The organism is Dactylosporangium sp. NPDC051541 (assembly GCF_044454505.1).
Lineage (GTDB): Bacteria > Actinomycetota > Actinomycetes > Mycobacteriales > Micromonosporaceae > Dactylosporangium.
This window is the reverse complement of sequence record NZ_JBITDU010000006.1, coordinates 368302-385080: the sequence shown is the minus strand read 5'-3', so window position 1 is coordinate 385080 and position 16779 is coordinate 368302. Positions and strand designations below refer to the sequence as shown.

Sequence of the window (16779 nt, the reverse complement as noted above, 5' to 3'; positions counted from 1 at the left end):
GTGTTGGCCGATCTGGTGCACCGGCTGCGCGCCCGGTTCGCGCGCCGCGACGAGGGCTCCCTGCCCCTCGCGATGATGCTGACGCTGGTCGGCACGTCCTTGTCGACGCTGATGGTGCCGGTCGTCATCACGCAGCTGCGCGACACCGCCGAGACGGCCGACCGGGCCAAGGCGGTGCACGCCGCGCAGGCCGGCATCGACCTGGTGCTGGGCACCATCCGCGCGTCGGGTGGCGTCATCTCCGGCCTCACCTGCATCCCCCTCGGCACGGAGCTGCTGGGCGCGGTCGGCGGCGGGCTGCCGGGCCGCTTCAAGGTGTCGGTGCAGTATCAGGACTCGACCAAGGCCCCGCTGACCTGCCCGGCCGGCGGTCACCTGACGTCGGTGCCGTACTTCGCGGTCATCACGGCCCAGGGCACGTCCAAGGGCGACGCCACCAGCCTCAAGGCCGCATTCGAACCGGCCGCCACCCGCACGCTCACCGCGACCTACGTCTTCCGGTTCACCAACGAGAACATCGAGGGCGGCCTGGTCAAGTTCCTCGGCGGCGCCTACTGCCTGGACGCCGGCTCCGGCTCCCCCGCCGTCGGCACGAACGTCACCACGCAGCCGTGCAGCTCCGGCAGCGCGCGGCAGACCTTCGCGTACACGAAGAATCTGACCCTGCAGCTGGTGTCGTCGAAGACGGCGGCCAACCCGCTCGGCATGTGCCTGGACTCCCTGCCGACCCCGGTGTCCGGCACGCTCGTCGCGTTCCAGGTGTGCGGGTCGCCGACGGTGCCGTACAACCAGCGCTGGAGCATCAACGACAGCTCCAGCTTCCAGTCCACCGCGACCAACGGCACGTCGCTGGGCAGCTTCTGCTTCCACGCCAAGGCGGCCAGCACGCCCGGCGCCTTCGTGGAGCTGGCCGCGTGCGGCGGCTCCGACAACACGCGCACGTTCGCGCCGGAGGCGGCCGTCGGCGCCGGCGCGGCCGGCCCGCCCGCGCAGATCGTCAACTTCAAGCAGTTCGGCCGCTGCATCGACGTGACGAACTTCGACATCGGCCTCGGGTTCATCATCGTGTGGCCGTGCAAGCAGGCCCCGAACCCGGCCAACGTGGGCTGGAACCAGCGGTTCACGGTCCCGACCACCGGCACCGGACTGGGCAGCATCACCGGGCAGATCTTCACGTTCGACAGTTCGAAGACGAAGGGCAACGTCTGCATGACGACCTTCGAGACCGGCGCGGCCTCGCACTTCGTGACGATGAAGGCGTGCCCGGCGACCACCGACGTGTCGACCCTGTGGACGGTGTCGTACCAGGAGAAGACCTACGGGGCGAGCTTCGTCATCAAGGACTACAAGGGGATGTGCCTGACCCCGACCAACCTCGACGACCCGAAGCTGCCGGCGGCCGACATCTTCAAGGGCAGCACCACGGTCAGCAAGCTCACCGTGGCCATCTGCGACGGGTCGAAGCTGCAGAAATGGAACGCGCCCGCGAACATCGAGGACCCGACACCCCTGAAGAACATCGGGGAAAAGTAGGGGCCCGGTTCAGGGCATCGGCCGGATGAGATTTGCCGCGGCCGGGACGAGGCTCTCGGTATGAGCATCAGGCTTTCGATATGAGCATCAGGCGCTCGGCATGAGCATCAGGCGCTCGATATGAGCATCACGGCGGAGGCTGCGCGCGGCGAGGTCTCGCTCGGGCGTCAGGCGGCGCTCGGGCTGGGGGCGGCGGTGGCCTACCTGACGGTCCGCGGGGCCGTCAGCGCGGTTGACGGGCGGGCGCAGGCGAATGCGGACGCTGTCGCGCGGCTCGAGCGCTCGCTGGGGTTGCGCGAATTCGTGGCGCCTTCTTTGGCGGGCGCGGGCGAGTGGCTGTACACCTGGGGGCATTGGCTTCTGATGGTGGCGCTGCTGGTCTGGCTGGCCCGGCGGGCGCCCGCGCTGTACTACCGGGCCCGGGACACGATGCTGGTCACGGCCGGGGTCGCGCTGTTCGCGTTCGTCGTCTACCCGGTCGCGCCCCCTGACCTGAGCGGGGGCCTGGCGTCGCTGCCGTCGCTCGATGCCGCGTGGGACGTGGTGCTGGGCCTGACGATCGTCGCCGTCGTCGATCGCGTATGGATGCGCGTCGCCGGGGCCGGGCTGGCCGCGCTGCTGCTCTGGTCGGTGGTGCTGACCGGGCACCACTACCTGCTCGACGTGTTGGCCGGGGCCGGGCTGGCGCTCGTCGCCTGGCTGTTCGTCCGGTCGCGGCGGCGGCCGCAGCGGCTGCGCGGATATGCGGGCTGGGACGGGCTCGACCTCCACAAAAGCGACTACGCAGAGTAGCTCGCCCGGCTACCCTGTGCGCATGGATCACCTCAGCACCGAGTACACCGGGTTCCCGGCCGATGTGATCCCGCTGCAGTATCAAGCTTTGCTGCTGACCGACGAGCGGCGGATGCGGGCCTTCGCCGACGCCATCGCCGCGGCCGTGCAGCCGGGAATGCGGGTCCTCGACCTCGGCGCCGGCACCGGCGTGCTCAGCTACTTCGCGGCCCGCGCGGGCGGGATCGTCACCGCGATCGAGCGCGAGCCGCGGGTGTTCGCCACGGCCCGGGCCGCACTGCGCGCCGCGACCGGCGACACCGTGCGGATCCTGCACGCCGACGCCCGCGACTACCTGCCGGACGAGCCGGTGGACCTGGTGCTGTGCGAGATGCTGCACGTCGGGCTGCTGCGGGAGCGGCAGGTCGAGGTGATCGGGGCGTTCAAGCGGCGGTACCTCCACCACGTCGGCGGCCCGCTGCCCCGGTTCCTGCCCGAGGCGACAGTGCAGGCGGTCCAGCCGGTCGAGCAGGACTTCACCTACATGGGCTACACGGTGCCGGCGCCGGTGTTCCAGCTGCCGGAGAGCATCCAGCCGCGCACGGTCGAGGTCGCGCCGCCGCAGGTGTTCCAGCAGTTCTTCTACAGCGAGCCGCTCCCGACCCGCTGCGGCGCCGACCTGGTCTTCGTGGCCGAACGCCCAGCTTTGGTCAACGCGGTCCGCCTGCTCACCAAGAACCTCCTGGCGTTGACGTACGACCCGGCGGGCAGCGTCGACTGGACCATGAACTACCTGGTCGTGCCGGTCAGCGAGCCGGTCGAAGTACTGCCGGGCGACGAGATCCGGGTCCGCTTCGACTACTCCCCCGGCGACGAGATCCCGGTCCTGACCGACAGTTTGCGGCTCTCCGTCCCCGCTCACGCCCACTGACGCCGGCTGTTCACGCCGGCTTGCGAAGAGCCGCCGGTCGCAGCCGGACCTCGGCATGTTGCAACGGGCGACAGCCTTGCTTCGCGCGGACGACCCGGTGAGGCCGGCATACCTCGCCCCCGCCGGGTCGCGCACCTGACGTCACCTGCACGAACAGCGCGCGAGCGCGCACCAGCACCGCGCGAGCACGCACAACCACCGCGCGAGCACGCACAACCACCGCGCCAGCGTGCACCGCTGCGGTCAGTGTTGCGCGGGCTCGTGGTCAGACGCGCGAGCACGCACAACCACCGCGCCAGCGTGCACCGCTGCGGTCAGTGTTGCGCGGGCTCGTGGTCAGAGGTGCTGCGGGACGCGCAGGCCGAGGTCGCGGTGCGCGCGGTTGATGACGGTGGCGTACGAGGCGATCATCCGTGTGTGACTGAACCGCTCGCGGCTGCCGAGGAGGCGCGGGGTGAACTGAGCGCGGCGGTCGACGGCCTCGGACCAGGCCGCCGCGATCGCGTCCGGCTCGGGTGCGGTGATGAGGCCGATGCCGTCGACGATCCGGGCGGTGTCGCCGATGTCGGTGGAGACCGGGACCGCGCCGCACATCGCGCCCTCGATCAGGCACAGCGGGGCGGCCTCGCCGCTGGTGGACGTGAGGGCGACGACGTCGGTCGCGGCGTACACGGCTTCCATGTCGCGGCGGATGCCCAGCAGGTGCAGCCGGCCGAGGAACCGCGGCTCGTCGTCGAACAGGTCGTTGAGCAGGCCGCACAGCTCCACGTTGGCCGTGGTCATGCCCGCGCCGCACATGAGGACGTGGCCGTTGGGCTCCCGCTCGAGGTAGCGGCGGCCCGCGGCCAGGAACAGCGGAATGTTCTTCATCGCGTCGTACCGCGCGGCCAGCGTCACCACCTCGGCCTTGGCCGGCACGCCCAGCGACCGGCGCAGCGCGGCCCGCTTGCGGCCCGTCACCGGCTGGAACCGGGTCAGGTCGACGCCGTTCGGAACGACCTTCAGGAGCCCTCCCGGAATGCCCGCTTTCTGGTACGCCGCGCGTGTCGACTCCGCACAACAGATCGCCGCGGCCACCCGACCGTCGGCGACCGCGGTCTTGAACTCCGCCAGTGCACTGCCCTGGTTCTCCGGGTCGGAGCGGTGCAGGCACACGATGACCGGCTTGCGCGGGAAGCCCGGCAGGTTGACCAGCCGCAGCGGCTGCTCCTTGAGCGAAAGGACAATATCGGCCCGCTCAGCGTGCGCGAACGCATTCGCCACCTCGGCCGCCGTGAACGTTTTGCGGGCCGCGGTGTCGCCCCCGATCCGCCGGCCCAGTGCCCGCACCTCGACGCCGATCGCGTGCAGCGATCGATAGCTGGCGTCGTCCTCCATACGCTGCAGGATCGTCTCCCGCCGCATGGCCCCATAGATGCTCAGCACCGAATGCTGATGACTTCCCCCGGTGTGCAGCCCGGCCACGACCGTCGTGTGCAGGGCCCGGGCACCGCCGGAGAAGAAGCCCTCATAGATCGACATCACGCGCAGTTGGCTAGTCACGGGCAAATCATCACCCGTCGTGGCCGTCCTGTCAGGTTGAACCAGTGAACTGTGCGTTTCCGGAAAGTCACGGATTAGCGGACGGCGTCCCTCAATACGGTGAGTCGCGATCGCGATCCGGTGAGTCGTCCGTTCGGCGCCGCCAGCTCATCCGAACGTCGCTACCATGTGCGGGCAAAACGGCTAAATCGCACAGGGAAGTGCGGTTGACGCACGCTTGATGCGCAGCCCTGTTCCCGCATGTGCGAACCCGTTCAGTTCTCGCGCTGCGCGGTGACGAGCCCACTTTCGTACGCCAGGATGACCAACTGCACCCGATCGCGCACGCCGGCCTTAGCGATCGCGCGCGTGACGTGCGTCTTGGCGGTGAGCGGGCTGATGTACAACTCCCGCGCGATCTCGTCATTGGACAGTCCACTCGCGACCAGCCGGACCACTTCAACTTCACGCGCGGTGAGGAAGTCGAGCCGCCGCCCCGCCCCAGCGAGCGGCCGCCGCGCGAACTCCGTCACCACCCGCGCGGTGACGCTCGGCGACAGCAGCGCCTCGCCCGCGGCCACCACCCGCACCGCCCGCCGCAGCTCGTCCGGTTCGACCTCCTTCGTCAGGAACCCGCTGGCCCCGGCCCGAAGCGCCGCGAAGACATAGTCATCGGTCTCGAACGTCGTCAACACGATCACGCGGGTCCCCGCCAGTCCGGGATCGCCGCAGATCCGCTCGGTCGCCGCGATCCCGTCCAGCCCCGGCATCCGGATGTCCATGAGCACGACGTCGGGCCGATGCGCCCGGGCGGCCCGCACGGCCTCGTCCCCGGTGCCCGCTTCCGCCACGACGTCGATGTCCCGGCTCCGCCGCAGCAGACTCCCGAACCCGGCCCGGACCAGGGCCTGGTCATCGGCGAGCAGCACGCGCACGGTCATGCCGGAATTTTCGCGTGTACAGCGAACCCGTGCTCGGCCGCCTCCGCGCGGAAGGTGCCACCGAGGGCCGTCACGCGCTCGGCGAGGCCGCGCAGGCCGTTCCCGCTCCGGCTTGCGGGCCGGTTCGCGCTGGTGCTGGTGCCGGAGCCGTGGCCAGAGGCGGTGCCGGAGCTGGAGCGGCAGCCGGAGGCGGTGTCAGAGCCGCGGCCGGAGGTGATCCCGGAGCCGAAGCCGGAAGCGGTCCCGGAGCCGCGGCCGGAGGTGGTGCTGGAGCTGGAGCCGTGGCCAGAGGCGGTGCCGGAGCCGGAGCCGCGGCCGGAGGTGGTGCTGGAGCTGGAGCCGTGGCCAGAGGCGGTACCGGCGCCGGAGCCGCGACCAGAGACGGTGCCGGAGCCGGAGCCGGAGCCGGAGCCGGAGCCGGAGCCGGAGCCGCGGCCGAAGGTGGTGCCGGAGCCGCGGCTGGAGGTGGCCGGGGCCGGGCCGGTGCCGTCGTCGATGACGGTGACCGAGGTGGGCGGTCCATAGTGGACTCGTACGGTGGCGTGCTGGGCCGCGGCGTGTTTCACGACGTTCGTCAAGGACTCTTTGATGATCGCGGCGGTCACTAGGAGTACCGGCAAAGGCACATCATCCGGGGAGCCGTCGATCTCCAGGGTCGCGTCCAGCCCCGTCGATCGGATGTCCTTCACCAAAGCATCGATGTCGGGCGGGGCGACCGGCGGCGTGATGGCGGACCCGTCGGCGGACGGCGTGCTGCCCGTCGTCTCGCCAGGTGTGCGCAGGACGCCGACCAGCGCGGACAGGTCGGCCATCGCGCGGCGGCGGACGTCCTGGGCCAGCCGGAGCGCCGCGCGCGCCTCGTCAGGGTCGGAGTCGAGAGCGTCGGCCGCGACGTTCACATGGACACCGACCACTGCAAGTGTGTGCGCGACCGCGTCGTGTACCTCCTGAGCGAGTCGCAATCGCTCAGCCGTGCGCTGTTCGTCCAGTTCGGTGCGCAGGCGCTGGAGGGATTCGGCCTGGAGGCGGCGCCAGGTGCGGTACGACACCGTGATCGCCAGCACCGCGGACAGCCACAACGCGTCGGTGCCGACGCTGGCGGTGGACTCACGGGCTGTGTGCATCAGCACGGTCCAGTTCAGGTTGAACGCGGTCAGTGCGTTGACGACAGCGATTATGACGACTGTGGTGGTACTGCGAACAAGTGCGGCCTGCACATACAGCATCGTCGCCGGGAACAGCCAGCCCACCTCGGTCAGCAGCGAAACGCGCTGCGCGGCGATGGCGGCGGCGCCGATGAGCAGGCCGGTCAGCGGGTAGCGGCGCTGCAGCCAGAGCAGCAGCCCCAAAGTCCAGGCCAGGGCAATCGGGCCCGGCTCGGTGAGCGCCGTCCCGGCCACCGCGGAGCCGGTGAACACGCCGACGACCGTGACGACGGTGAACACGGCGGTCATGCGGCGGGTCAGCGGTTGCATTGGACCACCGTCCCACGCCCGACGCCGGTGACGTCGATGGTGTGCGTTTGTGTGAGGAGTACGCCGATGAGTGCGGTGGCCAGACCGATCACCAGCCCCCGCATGGTGTTGTCCATAATCATGCCGTTGACGCTAGGGATCGCCGGCGGTCGTGGCGTCGTCCGCGCGGAGACACCGGGGCGTACACCATTTGGTGCAGGCCCCGGCTCCCGGTGACCGGGTGGGTGCCCCGTAGGGCCGCGCCTAGCGTTGGTCGGCATGAGAGCCCATCGCTGCGGCCGCCACGTCGTGCTGGCCAACCCGGCCGCCCGCATCCCGGTGTGGATGGAGTGCGCCGTGCACCGGTTCACGCCGCTGCAGGTGACCCGCCGCTTCACCGAGATGGTGCACCTGGAGTTCAACGCCGAGGAGACCCTGCACGTGCAGAACATCGTCGCGCACGCAATGCTCTGAAACGCACGAACGCACGAACGCACGAACGCACGAACGCAACGGGTGCACGGACGCACGCATGCGCGCAACGGGCACGCGAACGCTCGGACGTGCGCACTGCGGACGCACGTACGCGAAAGAACGGACGTACGAAACGGGCACGCGAACGCCACGCGCGCGGACGCAACGCACGCATGCAGTGGACGAAAGCGCGAACGTACGCGCGATGGACGTACGGACGAACCAACACGCGCGCGAACGGGCCTATGGACGGGAATGGACGTGCCGGACGTGCGCGGAGCGAACGTGCGGGCATGCGGGACCGCGGGACACGCGGGACGTGCGGGACGTGCAGGGAGCGGACATGCGGGACGTGCGGACCTGCGGGACGTGCGGACGTGCGGAACGGCTACAGGAGACCGGGGTAGAGCAGTGCGAGTTCGTTCGGGTAGGCGGCGATCAGGCGTAGTTCGTCGTCGGTCAGTGGGCGGCCCGTCGCCGCGTTGCACAGTTGGACCAGTTGGAACGTCTTCGTCTCGTCCGTGACCTCGATGTCCAGGTCGTCCATGACGTGACGGAAGCCGGCCAAGCCGCCGTACTCGCCGGTGAGCACGATCCGGCCGGCCCGTGCGTGGCGGTCGGCGGGGTGTGGGCCCAGCAGCTCCTCGTCGTAGAGCTCGTAGTTGCGGTGGTCCTTGAGCGCTCCGTCGGCGTGGATGCCTGACTCGTGCGCGAATGCGTTTGGGCCGACGCCGGGCTGGTTGTTGGGCAGTGGCTGGCCGAACGCGTAAGCGGCCCAGCTCGAGAATCGCCTGGCCCAGGTCAGGTCGAGCTCGTCGCCGATCTCGGCGCCGTCGGGCACGCCGAAGCCGTGGCGCAGTGCCAGGATGCAGGAGACCAGGTCGGCGTTGCCGGAGCGCTCGCCGATGCCGTTGACGCAGGTGTTGATCCACGCATCCTGGCCGGCCGCCAGATCGCCGAACGCGCCGGCGAGTGAGTTGGCCACAGCCATGCCCAGGTCGTTGTGGCAGTGCGTCTCGATCGGCATCCCGGTGGCGCCGGCCAGCTTTGCGAAACGCTCACCGATGCGCCCTGGTGTGTCGCCGCCGATGGTGTCGCAGTAGCGCAGGCGGACCGCCCCGGCCTCGCGGGCGGCCAGGGCGAACTCGGTCAGGAAGCCCTCGTCGGTGCGCGAGCCGTCCTCGGCGTTGACGCCGATGGTCTCGGCCCCGGCGTCGACCGCCGCCTTCACCGCCGCGACCATCTCCCGGATCAGCGCGTCCCGGTCGAGCTTGCCGCGGAACTTGTTCTGCAGCATCTGGTCGGAGGTGGAGATGGACAGGTTGTAGTGCCGCAGTCCCAGCCCGGCTGACCGCTCGACGTCGGCCGCGACGGCCCGGCACCAGCCCGACAGCCGCAGCGACCCGAACGCACCGGCCTGCTCAAGGGCGGTTTGCGCGCGGACGTACGGCACCTCGTGAAACAGGAACGGGAACCCGATCTCGGACTGCGCGACGCCCAGCCGCCCCAGGTAGAAGTTCACCATCGTCTTGCCGAACTTGGACAGCCCGGTCCGGGCTGTCTGCACTCCGTCGCGGTTGGTGACGTCGAGGAAGTGGATACGCGGCCGGCGATCACTGGTTGACATGGATCCAGGTTGACGCTAATCCTTGATTTGTGTCAACGTTGACTAAAATCAACGTGCCTGGCGCAAGTCAACGTGCAAACCGCCAATCAACGTGCGACCGCGCAAATCAACATGTGCTGCACAAGTCAACGTCCGAGCGCACAAGTCAACGTGGGGCGCGCAGATCAACGTCGGGCAGGCAAGTCAACGTCCGAGCGCGCAAGTCAACGTGGGGCGCAGATCTACATCGGGCAGGCAAGTTAACGTTCGAGCGCGCAAATCAACGTGGGACGCGCAGATCAACGTCGGGCAGGCAAGTCAACGTCCGAGCGCGCAAATCAACATGAGGGCGCGGGTTCAACGGGGGGTGCGCAGGTCAACGTGGGGCTACGGCAGTGCCGGAGCGGCGGAAGGAACTTGGTGGCGGCAGAATGCACGCGGCGGCGGCGGCGAAAGCGGCAACCGGCAACCGGCAACCGGCAACCGGCAACCGGCAACGGGCAACGGGCAACGGGCAACGGGCAACGGGCAACGGGCAACGGGCAGTATGGGAGCGTCAACGTGAACGACTGGATGAGTGCGGACGAGGCGGCTCGGCGGTTGGGGGTCAAGTCCACATCGCTGTACTCGTACGTCAGCCGCGGTACCCTCACCAGGCGCAAAAGCCCAGACGGCCGTAGCACCTTCAATCGGGCCGAGATCGAGGAGTTGGCCCGCCGCGGGCGGCCGCGGCGGCAAGCCGGCTCCACCGAGCTCGTCATCGAGTCGGCCATCACGCTGCTCGGCGAGGACCGGCACAGCTATCGCGGCCGGGACGCGGTCGGGCTCGCCGAGGACTGGACGCTCGAGGAGACCGCTGTCTGGCTGTGGACCGGCCTGCGGTTCGACAGTATTGAAAGCCTGATAACCATCAACCGTCTGGGCAGCTGGGACGCCGACCCGGCCGCCCTCGCGGCGGCCGAGCAGGCCCAGCAAGGGCTCCCCGCCGCCGTGCTGCCGCTGGAACGGCTCCAGCTCATCGTGACCGCCCTCGCCGCGGTGAACCCGGTCCGGCTCAACCTCGAAACCGAGGCCGTCATCGCGACCGGCACGGCGCTCATGGCCGGCATGGTCGACGCATTGCCCAGCCGCCGCCAGCGCCGGGGTGGAGACCCCGGTTTGCAGCAGAGCGAGTCGCTGCACGCCCGGCTGTGGCGCAAGCTCGCCGGGTCGAAGGCCGACGAGCGGCTGGCCGACGCGCTGCGGTTCGCCATGGTGCTGCTGGCCGACCACGAGCTGGCCGCCTCCACGCTCGCCGCGCGGGTCGCCGCCTCCGTGCGGGCCGACCCCTACGCCGTGGTCACGGCCGGGCTCGGGGTCACCAGCGGCGCCCTGCACGGCGGGGCGTCGCTCGGCGTCGAGTCGATGCTGGCCGAGATCACCGAGCCGGACCGGGCCGCGCACGTCATCGGGGAGCGGCTGCGGCGCGGTGAGCGGATCAGCGGCTTCGGGCACGCCGTCTACCACGACGGTGACGGCCGCGCCGACGCCCTGCTCGCGAAGGTCCGCCGAGCGGTGCGCGGCCATCCTCGCCTCGCCGTCGCCGATGCGGTGCTCGAGGAGGCCGCGACGCACCGGCTGCCGGCCATAAACGTGGACTTCCCGCTCGGCCTCCTGACCCATCTCGCCGGCATGCCCCGCGGTGCCGGTGAGGCGATCTTCGGCATTGCCCGGACGGCCGGGTGGCTGGCGCACGCGATGGAGGAGTACCAGAAACCCACGCGTCTGCGACTGCGCGCCGCCTACACAGGGCCCACGGAATAGCCGGCGGGTCGATACAGTCGGTAGGTGACCACGGACAACCCGTTCTTCGCGCCGAGTGACCTGCCCTATCAGCTGCCGCCCTTCGACCGCATCGAGGTCGGGCATTACCGGCCGGCTTTCGAGCGTGGGATGGAGGAGCAGCGGGCCGAGGTCGCGGCCATCGTCGCCGACCCCGCCGAGCCGACGTTCGACAACACGCTCGTGGCCCTGGAACGCTCGGGGCGGACCCTGCAGCGTGTCTCGGCCGCCTTCTTCACCCTGACCAGCTCGCACACGTCGGACGAGCTCCAGGCGATCGAGGGTGAGGTCGTGCCGGAGCTGTCCGCGCACAGCGACGCCATCATGCTCGACGCCGGGCTCTACGCGCGCATCAGCGACCTCTACGCCCGCCGCGGCGAGCTCGGGCTCGACGCGGAGCAGGCCTGGCTGCTGGAGCGGTACCGCACCGACTTCGTGCGGGCCGGGGCCGAGCTCACGGCCGAGCAGCACGAGCGGCTGCGCGCGCTGAACGCCGAGCTGGCCGGGCTGGCCACCGACTACGGCAACCGGGTCCGCGACGAGATGAAGGCCCGGGCCGTGGTCGTCGACGACGAGTCGGCCCTCGACGGGCTCTCCGCCGACGCGATCGCGGCCGCCGCGGTCGCCGGCAAGGACCGCGGGCTCGACGGGAAGTACGTGCTCAACCTGATCCTGCCGACTTCGCAGCCGCCGCTGGCCGCGCTGCACGACCGGGGCCTGCGCGAGCGGCTGCACAACGCGTCCATCGGGCGCGGCGCCGACGGCGAGAACGACACCACCGGGCTGGTGCTGCGGATCGCGCGGCTGCGGGCCCAACGGGCCCGGCTGCTCGGCTACGAGCACCACGCCGCCTACAACATCGCCGACAACACGGCCCGCTCGGTCGCGGCCGTCGAGGAGATGCTGGCGAAGGTGGTACCGCCGGCGATGGCCAACGCCGCCGCCGAGGCCGACGACCTGCAGGCCGTCATCGGCGACGAATACACGCTGCAGCCTTGGGACTGGGCGTACAACACCGAACAGCTCCGCCGCGCGCGCTACGCCATCGACGAGAGTGCGCTGCGGCCATACTTCGAGCTCGAGCGCGTCCTGCACGACGGTGTCTTCTACGCCGCGGGGCAGCTCTACGGGTTGCGCTTCAGCGAACGGCCCGACCTCAAGGCGTACCATCAAGATGCCCGGGTCTTTGAAGTTTTTGACCATGACGGCAGTCAGCTCGGACTCTTCATCGGCGACTTCTTCACGCGCGCCTCGAAGCGGGGCGGTGCGTGGGCCAACGCGCTCGTGCCGCAGTCCGGGCTGTTCGGCACGTCACCGGTCGTGTGCAACAACCTCAACATCAACCGGGCCCCGGAGGGCGAGCCGACGCTGCTCACCCTGGATGAGGTCCGCACCATGTTCCACGAGTTCGGTCACGCTCTGCACACGCTTTTCTCGGCAGTGCAATACCCCAAGTTTGCGGGTACTCGTGTGCCGCGCGACTTCGTGGAGTACCCCTCGCAGGTCAACGAGGTCTGGATGCTGTGGCCCGAAGTGCTGGAGCACTACGCCCACCACCACGTCACCGGCGACCGCCTGCCACAGGAGGTCATCGATCGCCTGCACGCCGCCGAGCAGTTCAACAAGGGTTTCGGAACGGTGGAGTACTTGGCCGCGACCCTGCTCGACCTGGCCTGGCATACGTTGAGCGCCGAGGAGGCGGAGGCGGTCACCGATGTCATGGCATTCGAGGCCGAGGCGCTGGAGCGGGCCGGAGTCGCGACGCCGTTCGTCCCGCCACGTTACCGCAGCCCCTACTTCGCGCACATCTTCAGTGGCGCCGCGTACAGTGCCGGTTACTACTCGTACCTGTGGAGCGAGGTCCTCGACGCCGACACCGTCGACTGGCTCACCGAACGCGGTGGCCTGCGGCGTGACAGCGGCGACGCGTTCCGTGACGGCCTCCTCGCAAAGGGTGGCAGCGCCGACGCGATGGACGTCTACCGGGCGTTCCGCGGCCGTGACCCGCTGATCGAACCGCTGCTCAAGCGTCGGGGCCTGCTCGGTGACGCTGCGTGAAGTTCCTTAGGTTTCCTTAGGTTTGGTTTAAAGGGCCGAATCCCATCTTTCGGTACTGGCGCCACGTTCCCTAAGCTGTCGCGGTGCGTGGCGCCACCCCCCGGCGCAGGCGCGCGGCCGCACGTCGTCTGCACTTCAGCAGATTGATGTTGCTGACCGTGGTCAGCCTCGTCGCCTCGTTGATCAGTGTCGGTGTGTCCTGGGCGATTTTCCCCCAGTCAGCACCGACTCCCGTCGCGGACGACACCAGCTTCGACTCCGCCAAATTCTATGAGACACACGTCCGCGCGAACGCGGCCCGCGGCGCCGCCCAGGCCGTCGTGCCGGGCCAGCCGCTGGTGCCGAAGCCGGTGGCCGGGCTGACCCAGGAGCAGACCAACAACGCCTACATCGTGGTGCAGGTGGGCCGGCAGATGAACCTGCCCGAGCGGGCCATGGTGGTCGCGATCGCGACGGCGCTGCAGGAGACGTACCTCAAGAACCTGGCCAACCCCAAGGTCCCGGCGTCGATGAAGCTGCCGCATGAGGGCACCGGCACCAACTTCGACTCGCTCGGCATCTTCCAGCAGCGGGCCAGCATCTGGGGCACTCCGGAGCAGCTCATGGACCCGGCGTACGCGTCGGCGAAGTTCTACACGAAACTCCAGGCAGTGAGCGGCTGGGAGAAGATGAGCGTCACGAACGCCGCCCAGGCCGTCCAGCGCAGCGCCTTCGCCAGCGCTTACGCGAAGCACGCGACCCTGGCGCAGAAGATCGTGGACGCGCTCAACATCGACGATTAGGCCACGCGGTGGCCGGCCTTTCCCTGGGGCCGGCCTTGTCTTTTGCGGCCGCGCGGAGGCCGTCTTTCCTTGGCGGCCGCGTGGCTTTTCTTGCGTGCCACTGGTCCAACCAGTTGATGGGTGGCAGAGTGTGCCGCGTGGAGTTCGTGCCCGCCAGCCGCAGCTCGGTGTCCGATCACGTCTTCGCGCAGGTCCGCGACGCGATCCTGGCCGGGGACTACCCACCGGACGCCGGGCTGCCCAGCGAGCGCGACCTCGCGGCGACGTTCCAGGTCAACCGGCATGCGGTCCGGGAGGCGCTGCGCCGACTGCAGCAGCTCGGCCTCGTCCGGGTCAGCCAGGGCGGCGCGACGAAAGTCCTCGACTGGCGCGAACACGCCGGCCTCGACTTGGCGATGGCGGCCGGCGCGCAGGACCGGCTCCCCGTCGACAACTTGGTCCGCGACGTGCTCGAAATGCGGGCCTGCCTCGGCGCCGACGCCGCACGACTGTGCGCACAACGTGCAAGTCATGACGACAAAACCAAAATCAACCAAGCCATCGAGGTGTACAGCCAGCAGGCGCCCGACCTAGAACGTATGGGCGCCGCCAACATCGCCCTCTGGCGCACGATCCTCCTCGGCAGCGGCAACACCGCCTACCTGCTGGCCTTCAACAGCCTCGTCGGCGGCGCACTGGCCGTGGGCCGGGTGCCGGCCGCGCACCGGACCGCCGAGCTGCTCGACATCGCCGGCCATCGCCGCCTCGGGGAGCACATCGCCGCCGGGAGCGCGGACGAGGCCGAACTGCAGGCCAAGACGCTGCTCAACGCCCCCGTGCACACGTCAAGGAAGGGAGGAACCCCCGCATGATCCCCGCCGTGTTGTATGCCGTGCCGGCGTTCCTGCTGCTCATCATCATCGAGGCCGTCTCGTATCGCTTCCTCCCCGACGACGAGGAGCGCGGCTACGAGGTCCGCGACACCGCCACCAGCCTGTCGATGGGCCTGGGCAGCCAGATCATCGGCGTGCCGTGGAAGCTGGTCGTCGCCGTCGCGTTCGCCGGCCTGTACGTCCTGACGCCCCTCAAGCTCGACCCCGCCAGCCCGTGGACCTGGTTGATCGTGTTCTTCGCCGACGACTTCGCGTACTACTGGTTCCACCGCCTCCACCACGAAGTCCGCGTGTTCTGGGCCGGCCACGTCGTGCACCACTCGTCGGTGTTCTTCAACCTGAGTACCGCGCTGCGGCAGAGCTGGACCCCGATGACAGGCACCCCGTTCTGGCTGTTCCTGCCGCTGCTGGGCATCCCGCCGTGGTTGGTGTTCCTGCAGCAGTCGATCAGCCTGGCATACCAGTTCTTCCTGCACAGCGAGCGCGTCACCACCCTGTGGCGCCCGATCGAATGGCTCTTCAACACCCCGTCCCACCACCGCGTACACCACGGCGCCAACGAGGAGTACCTGGACCGCAACTACGGCGGCATCCTGATCATCTGGGACCGCCTGTTCGGCACTTTCGAACCCGAGCGCGCCCGAGTCCAGTACGGCCTGACGAAGAACATCACCACGTTCAACCCACTGCGCGTCGCCACCCACGAGTACACCGCGATCTGGCAAGACGTCCGCACGGCGACAACCTGGACGGACCGCCTACGCTACGTCTTCGGCCGCCCGGGTTGGCAACCCGCGACATGAGCAAATCAACACGAACTTTGTTCGCAGCGCCCAAATCAATACGAACTTTGTTCGTCACTCCCAAATCAACACGACCTTTGTTCGTCACGCCCCATGTCGCACGAACGTTGTTCGTCATCCCCCAGGCCGCCTTGACTTTGTTCGTCATCGCCGCAGCCGTCGAACTGATCGGCGTAGCGACGGACATCCAAAGCCTGCAGTGGATCGCTAAGCCCCTGCTCGCGCCGTTGCTCATCTGGTTCGTGCTGACCAACCACGGGGGCCGGCTCCTGGTCGCTGCCCTGGCCTTCGCCACGGCGGGCGACATCGCGCTGCTCATCCCGGGCCAGCTGTGGTTCCTGCTCGGCATGGCCGCGTTCCTTGGAACACAGATCGCGTTGACGATCGCGTTCGTCAGTCAACGTCGACCGAAGATATGGACAGTCGTCGGCTATGTCACGCTGTGGGCTGCGGTCAACGCCGCACTCTGGAGTCAACTCGGTGCGCTGCGCGTCCCGATCCTCGTCTACAGCGTCGCCCTGACCGCCATGGCGTGCGCCGCCACCGCGGTGTCGGCAAGGACAGGAGCCGGCGGTACGCTGTTCCTGCTGTCAGACCTGCTCATCGGCGTTGGCGCGGCGAACATGGACTTCCCGGGCCGCGACCTCGTGGTGATGTCGACGTACGCGGCAGCGCTCTACCTGATCACCACCGGAAGCGCGGTCAATGCCCGCGCAGGCGAAGCCGACACAAGCGAAGCCGACACAAGCGAAGCCGACGGGCCAGCTCCGCCCGCTCATCACTGCTCAGCCCGTCCAAGCGGGTCCCGGCATCCGGCTCAACCTGCTTCACCCGAAACCGCACCACAGTCTGGGCCAAATCGAAATCCCGCACGACCTGCCCGACCGAGCGATCACCACGCTGACACAGCTCGATAATCTCAGCCCTGAACTGAGGCGTGCACGCCCGACAAGGCCTCAACCACTTCTGACGTTGAGCGTGCGACAGTCCGTGGCGGTGCACGCTTACACGGTGCTCGCGCACGTGACGTTGGACGTGCGACGGGCCGCGGCGGTGCACGCTTACACGGTGCTCGCGCACGAGGCGTCGGACGTACGACGGGCCGCGGCGGTGCACGCTTACACGGTGCTCGCGCACGAGGCGTCGGACGTACGACGGGCCGCGGCGGTGCACGCTTACACGATGCTCGCGCACGAGGCGTCGGACGTACGA

The 16779-nt window shown here is 69.2% G+C and carries 16 protein-coding genes; 11 read left to right on the top strand and 5 right to left on the bottom strand.

The window, feature by feature from the left end:
- The 3 genes from ACIA8L_RS28350 (at window position 1) to ACIA8L_RS28340 (ending at window position 3235) form a co-directional block, all read left to right on the top strand.
- Window positions 1-1533 (top strand): RICIN domain-containing protein, encoded by a 1533-nt coding sequence (locus ACIA8L_RS28350; protein WP_395909514.1) that lies wholly within the window; start codon window positions 1-3, stop codon window positions 1531-1533.
- A 120-nt stretch (window positions 1534-1653) separates the two neighbouring features.
- The gene (locus tag ACIA8L_RS28345; RefSeq protein ID WP_395909513.1) at window positions 1654-2325 is read left to right on the top strand and encodes a phosphatase PAP2 family protein; all 672 of its coding nucleotides are present in this window, start codon (window positions 1654-1656) and stop codon (window positions 2323-2325) included.
- A 22-nt stretch (window positions 2326-2347) separates the two neighbouring features.
- Window positions 2348-3235 carry a methyltransferase domain-containing protein gene (locus tag ACIA8L_RS28340; RefSeq protein WP_395909512.1) on the top strand — a complete coding sequence of 296 codons (888 nt, stop codon included), beginning with the start codon at window positions 2348-2350 and terminating at the stop codon, window positions 3233-3235.
- A gap of 336 nt (window positions 3236-3571) precedes the next feature.
- Here the strand turns inward: ACIA8L_RS28340 and ACIA8L_RS28335 are convergent, their stop codons facing one another.
- The 4 genes from ACIA8L_RS28335 to ACIA8L_RS28320 all read right to left on the bottom strand — a co-directional run bounded on the left by ACIA8L_RS28335 (window position 3572) and on the right by ACIA8L_RS28320 (window position 7294).
- Window positions 3572-4777 (bottom strand): glycosyltransferase, encoded by a 1206-nt coding sequence (locus ACIA8L_RS28335; protein WP_395909511.1) that lies wholly within the window; start codon window positions 4775-4777, stop codon window positions 3572-3574.
- A gap of 254 nt (window positions 4778-5031) precedes the next feature.
- Window positions 5032-5697 (bottom strand): response regulator, encoded by a 666-nt coding sequence (locus ACIA8L_RS28330; RefSeq protein ID WP_395909510.1) that lies wholly within the window; start codon window positions 5695-5697, stop codon window positions 5032-5034.
- A complete protein-coding gene (locus tag ACIA8L_RS28325) occupies window positions 5694-7172 on the bottom strand; it encodes a histidine kinase (RefSeq protein ID WP_395909509.1) in 1479 nt (492 codons plus the stop codon). Before ACIA8L_RS28325 ends, ACIA8L_RS28330 begins: the two co-directional genes overlap by 4 nt.
- Window positions 7160-7294, bottom strand: coding sequence for a hypothetical protein (locus tag ACIA8L_RS28320; RefSeq protein ID WP_395909507.1), 135 nt, complete (start codon window positions 7292-7294; stop codon window positions 7160-7162). Before ACIA8L_RS28320 ends, ACIA8L_RS28325 begins: the two co-directional genes overlap by 13 nt.
- A gap of 136 nt (window positions 7295-7430) precedes the next feature.
- On the opposite strand from ACIA8L_RS28320, the gene ACIA8L_RS28315 reads away from it, so the two are divergent.
- A complete protein-coding gene (locus ACIA8L_RS28315; protein ID WP_395909506.1) occupies window positions 7431-7625 on the top strand; it encodes a hypothetical protein in 195 nt (64 codons plus the stop codon).
- 388 nt (window positions 7626-8013) lie between these two features.
- Here the strand turns inward: ACIA8L_RS28315 and ACIA8L_RS28310 are convergent, their stop codons facing one another.
- Window positions 8014-9252, bottom strand: a complete 1239-nt coding sequence (locus ACIA8L_RS28310; RefSeq protein WP_395909505.1) for a hypothetical protein — start codon at window positions 9250-9252, stop codon at window positions 8014-8016.
- A 540-nt stretch (window positions 9253-9792) separates the two neighbouring features.
- Here ACIA8L_RS28310 and ACIA8L_RS28305 point away from each other — a divergent pair.
- The 7 genes from ACIA8L_RS28305 to ACIA8L_RS28275 form a co-directional block, all read left to right on the top strand.
- A complete protein-coding gene (locus ACIA8L_RS28305; RefSeq protein WP_395909504.1) occupies window positions 9793-11034 on the top strand; it encodes a citrate synthase in 1242 nt (413 codons plus the stop codon).
- 24 nt (window positions 11035-11058) lie between these two features.
- Window positions 11059-13110: a M3 family metallopeptidase gene (locus tag ACIA8L_RS28300; protein ID WP_395909503.1), complete on the top strand. Its 2052-nt coding sequence runs from the start codon at window positions 11059-11061 to the stop codon at window positions 13108-13110.
- Between the two features lie 146 nt (window positions 13111-13256).
- A complete protein-coding gene (locus ACIA8L_RS28295) occupies window positions 13257-13892 on the top strand; it encodes a hypothetical protein (RefSeq protein ID WP_395909502.1) in 636 nt (211 codons plus the stop codon).
- A gap of 137 nt (window positions 13893-14029) precedes the next feature.
- Window positions 14030-14743 carry a FadR/GntR family transcriptional regulator gene (locus ACIA8L_RS28290; protein ID WP_395909501.1) on the top strand — a complete coding sequence of 238 codons (714 nt, stop codon included), beginning with the start codon at window positions 14030-14032 and terminating at the stop codon, window positions 14741-14743.
- Window positions 14740-15567 carry a sterol desaturase family protein gene (locus tag ACIA8L_RS28285; protein ID WP_395909500.1) on the top strand — a complete coding sequence of 276 codons (828 nt, stop codon included), beginning with the start codon at window positions 14740-14742 and terminating at the stop codon, window positions 15565-15567. Before ACIA8L_RS28290 ends, ACIA8L_RS28285 begins: the two co-directional genes overlap by 4 nt.
- A complete protein-coding gene (locus ACIA8L_RS28280; protein WP_395909498.1) occupies window positions 15564-16484 on the top strand; it encodes a lysoplasmalogenase in 921 nt (306 codons plus the stop codon). The genes ACIA8L_RS28285 and ACIA8L_RS28280 overlap by 4 nt, the downstream gene beginning before the upstream one ends.
- 79 nt (window positions 16485-16563) lie before the next feature.
- A partial coding sequence (locus ACIA8L_RS28275) for a hypothetical protein (RefSeq protein ID WP_395909497.1) occupies window positions 16564-16779 on the top strand: 216 nt, incomplete at its 3' end.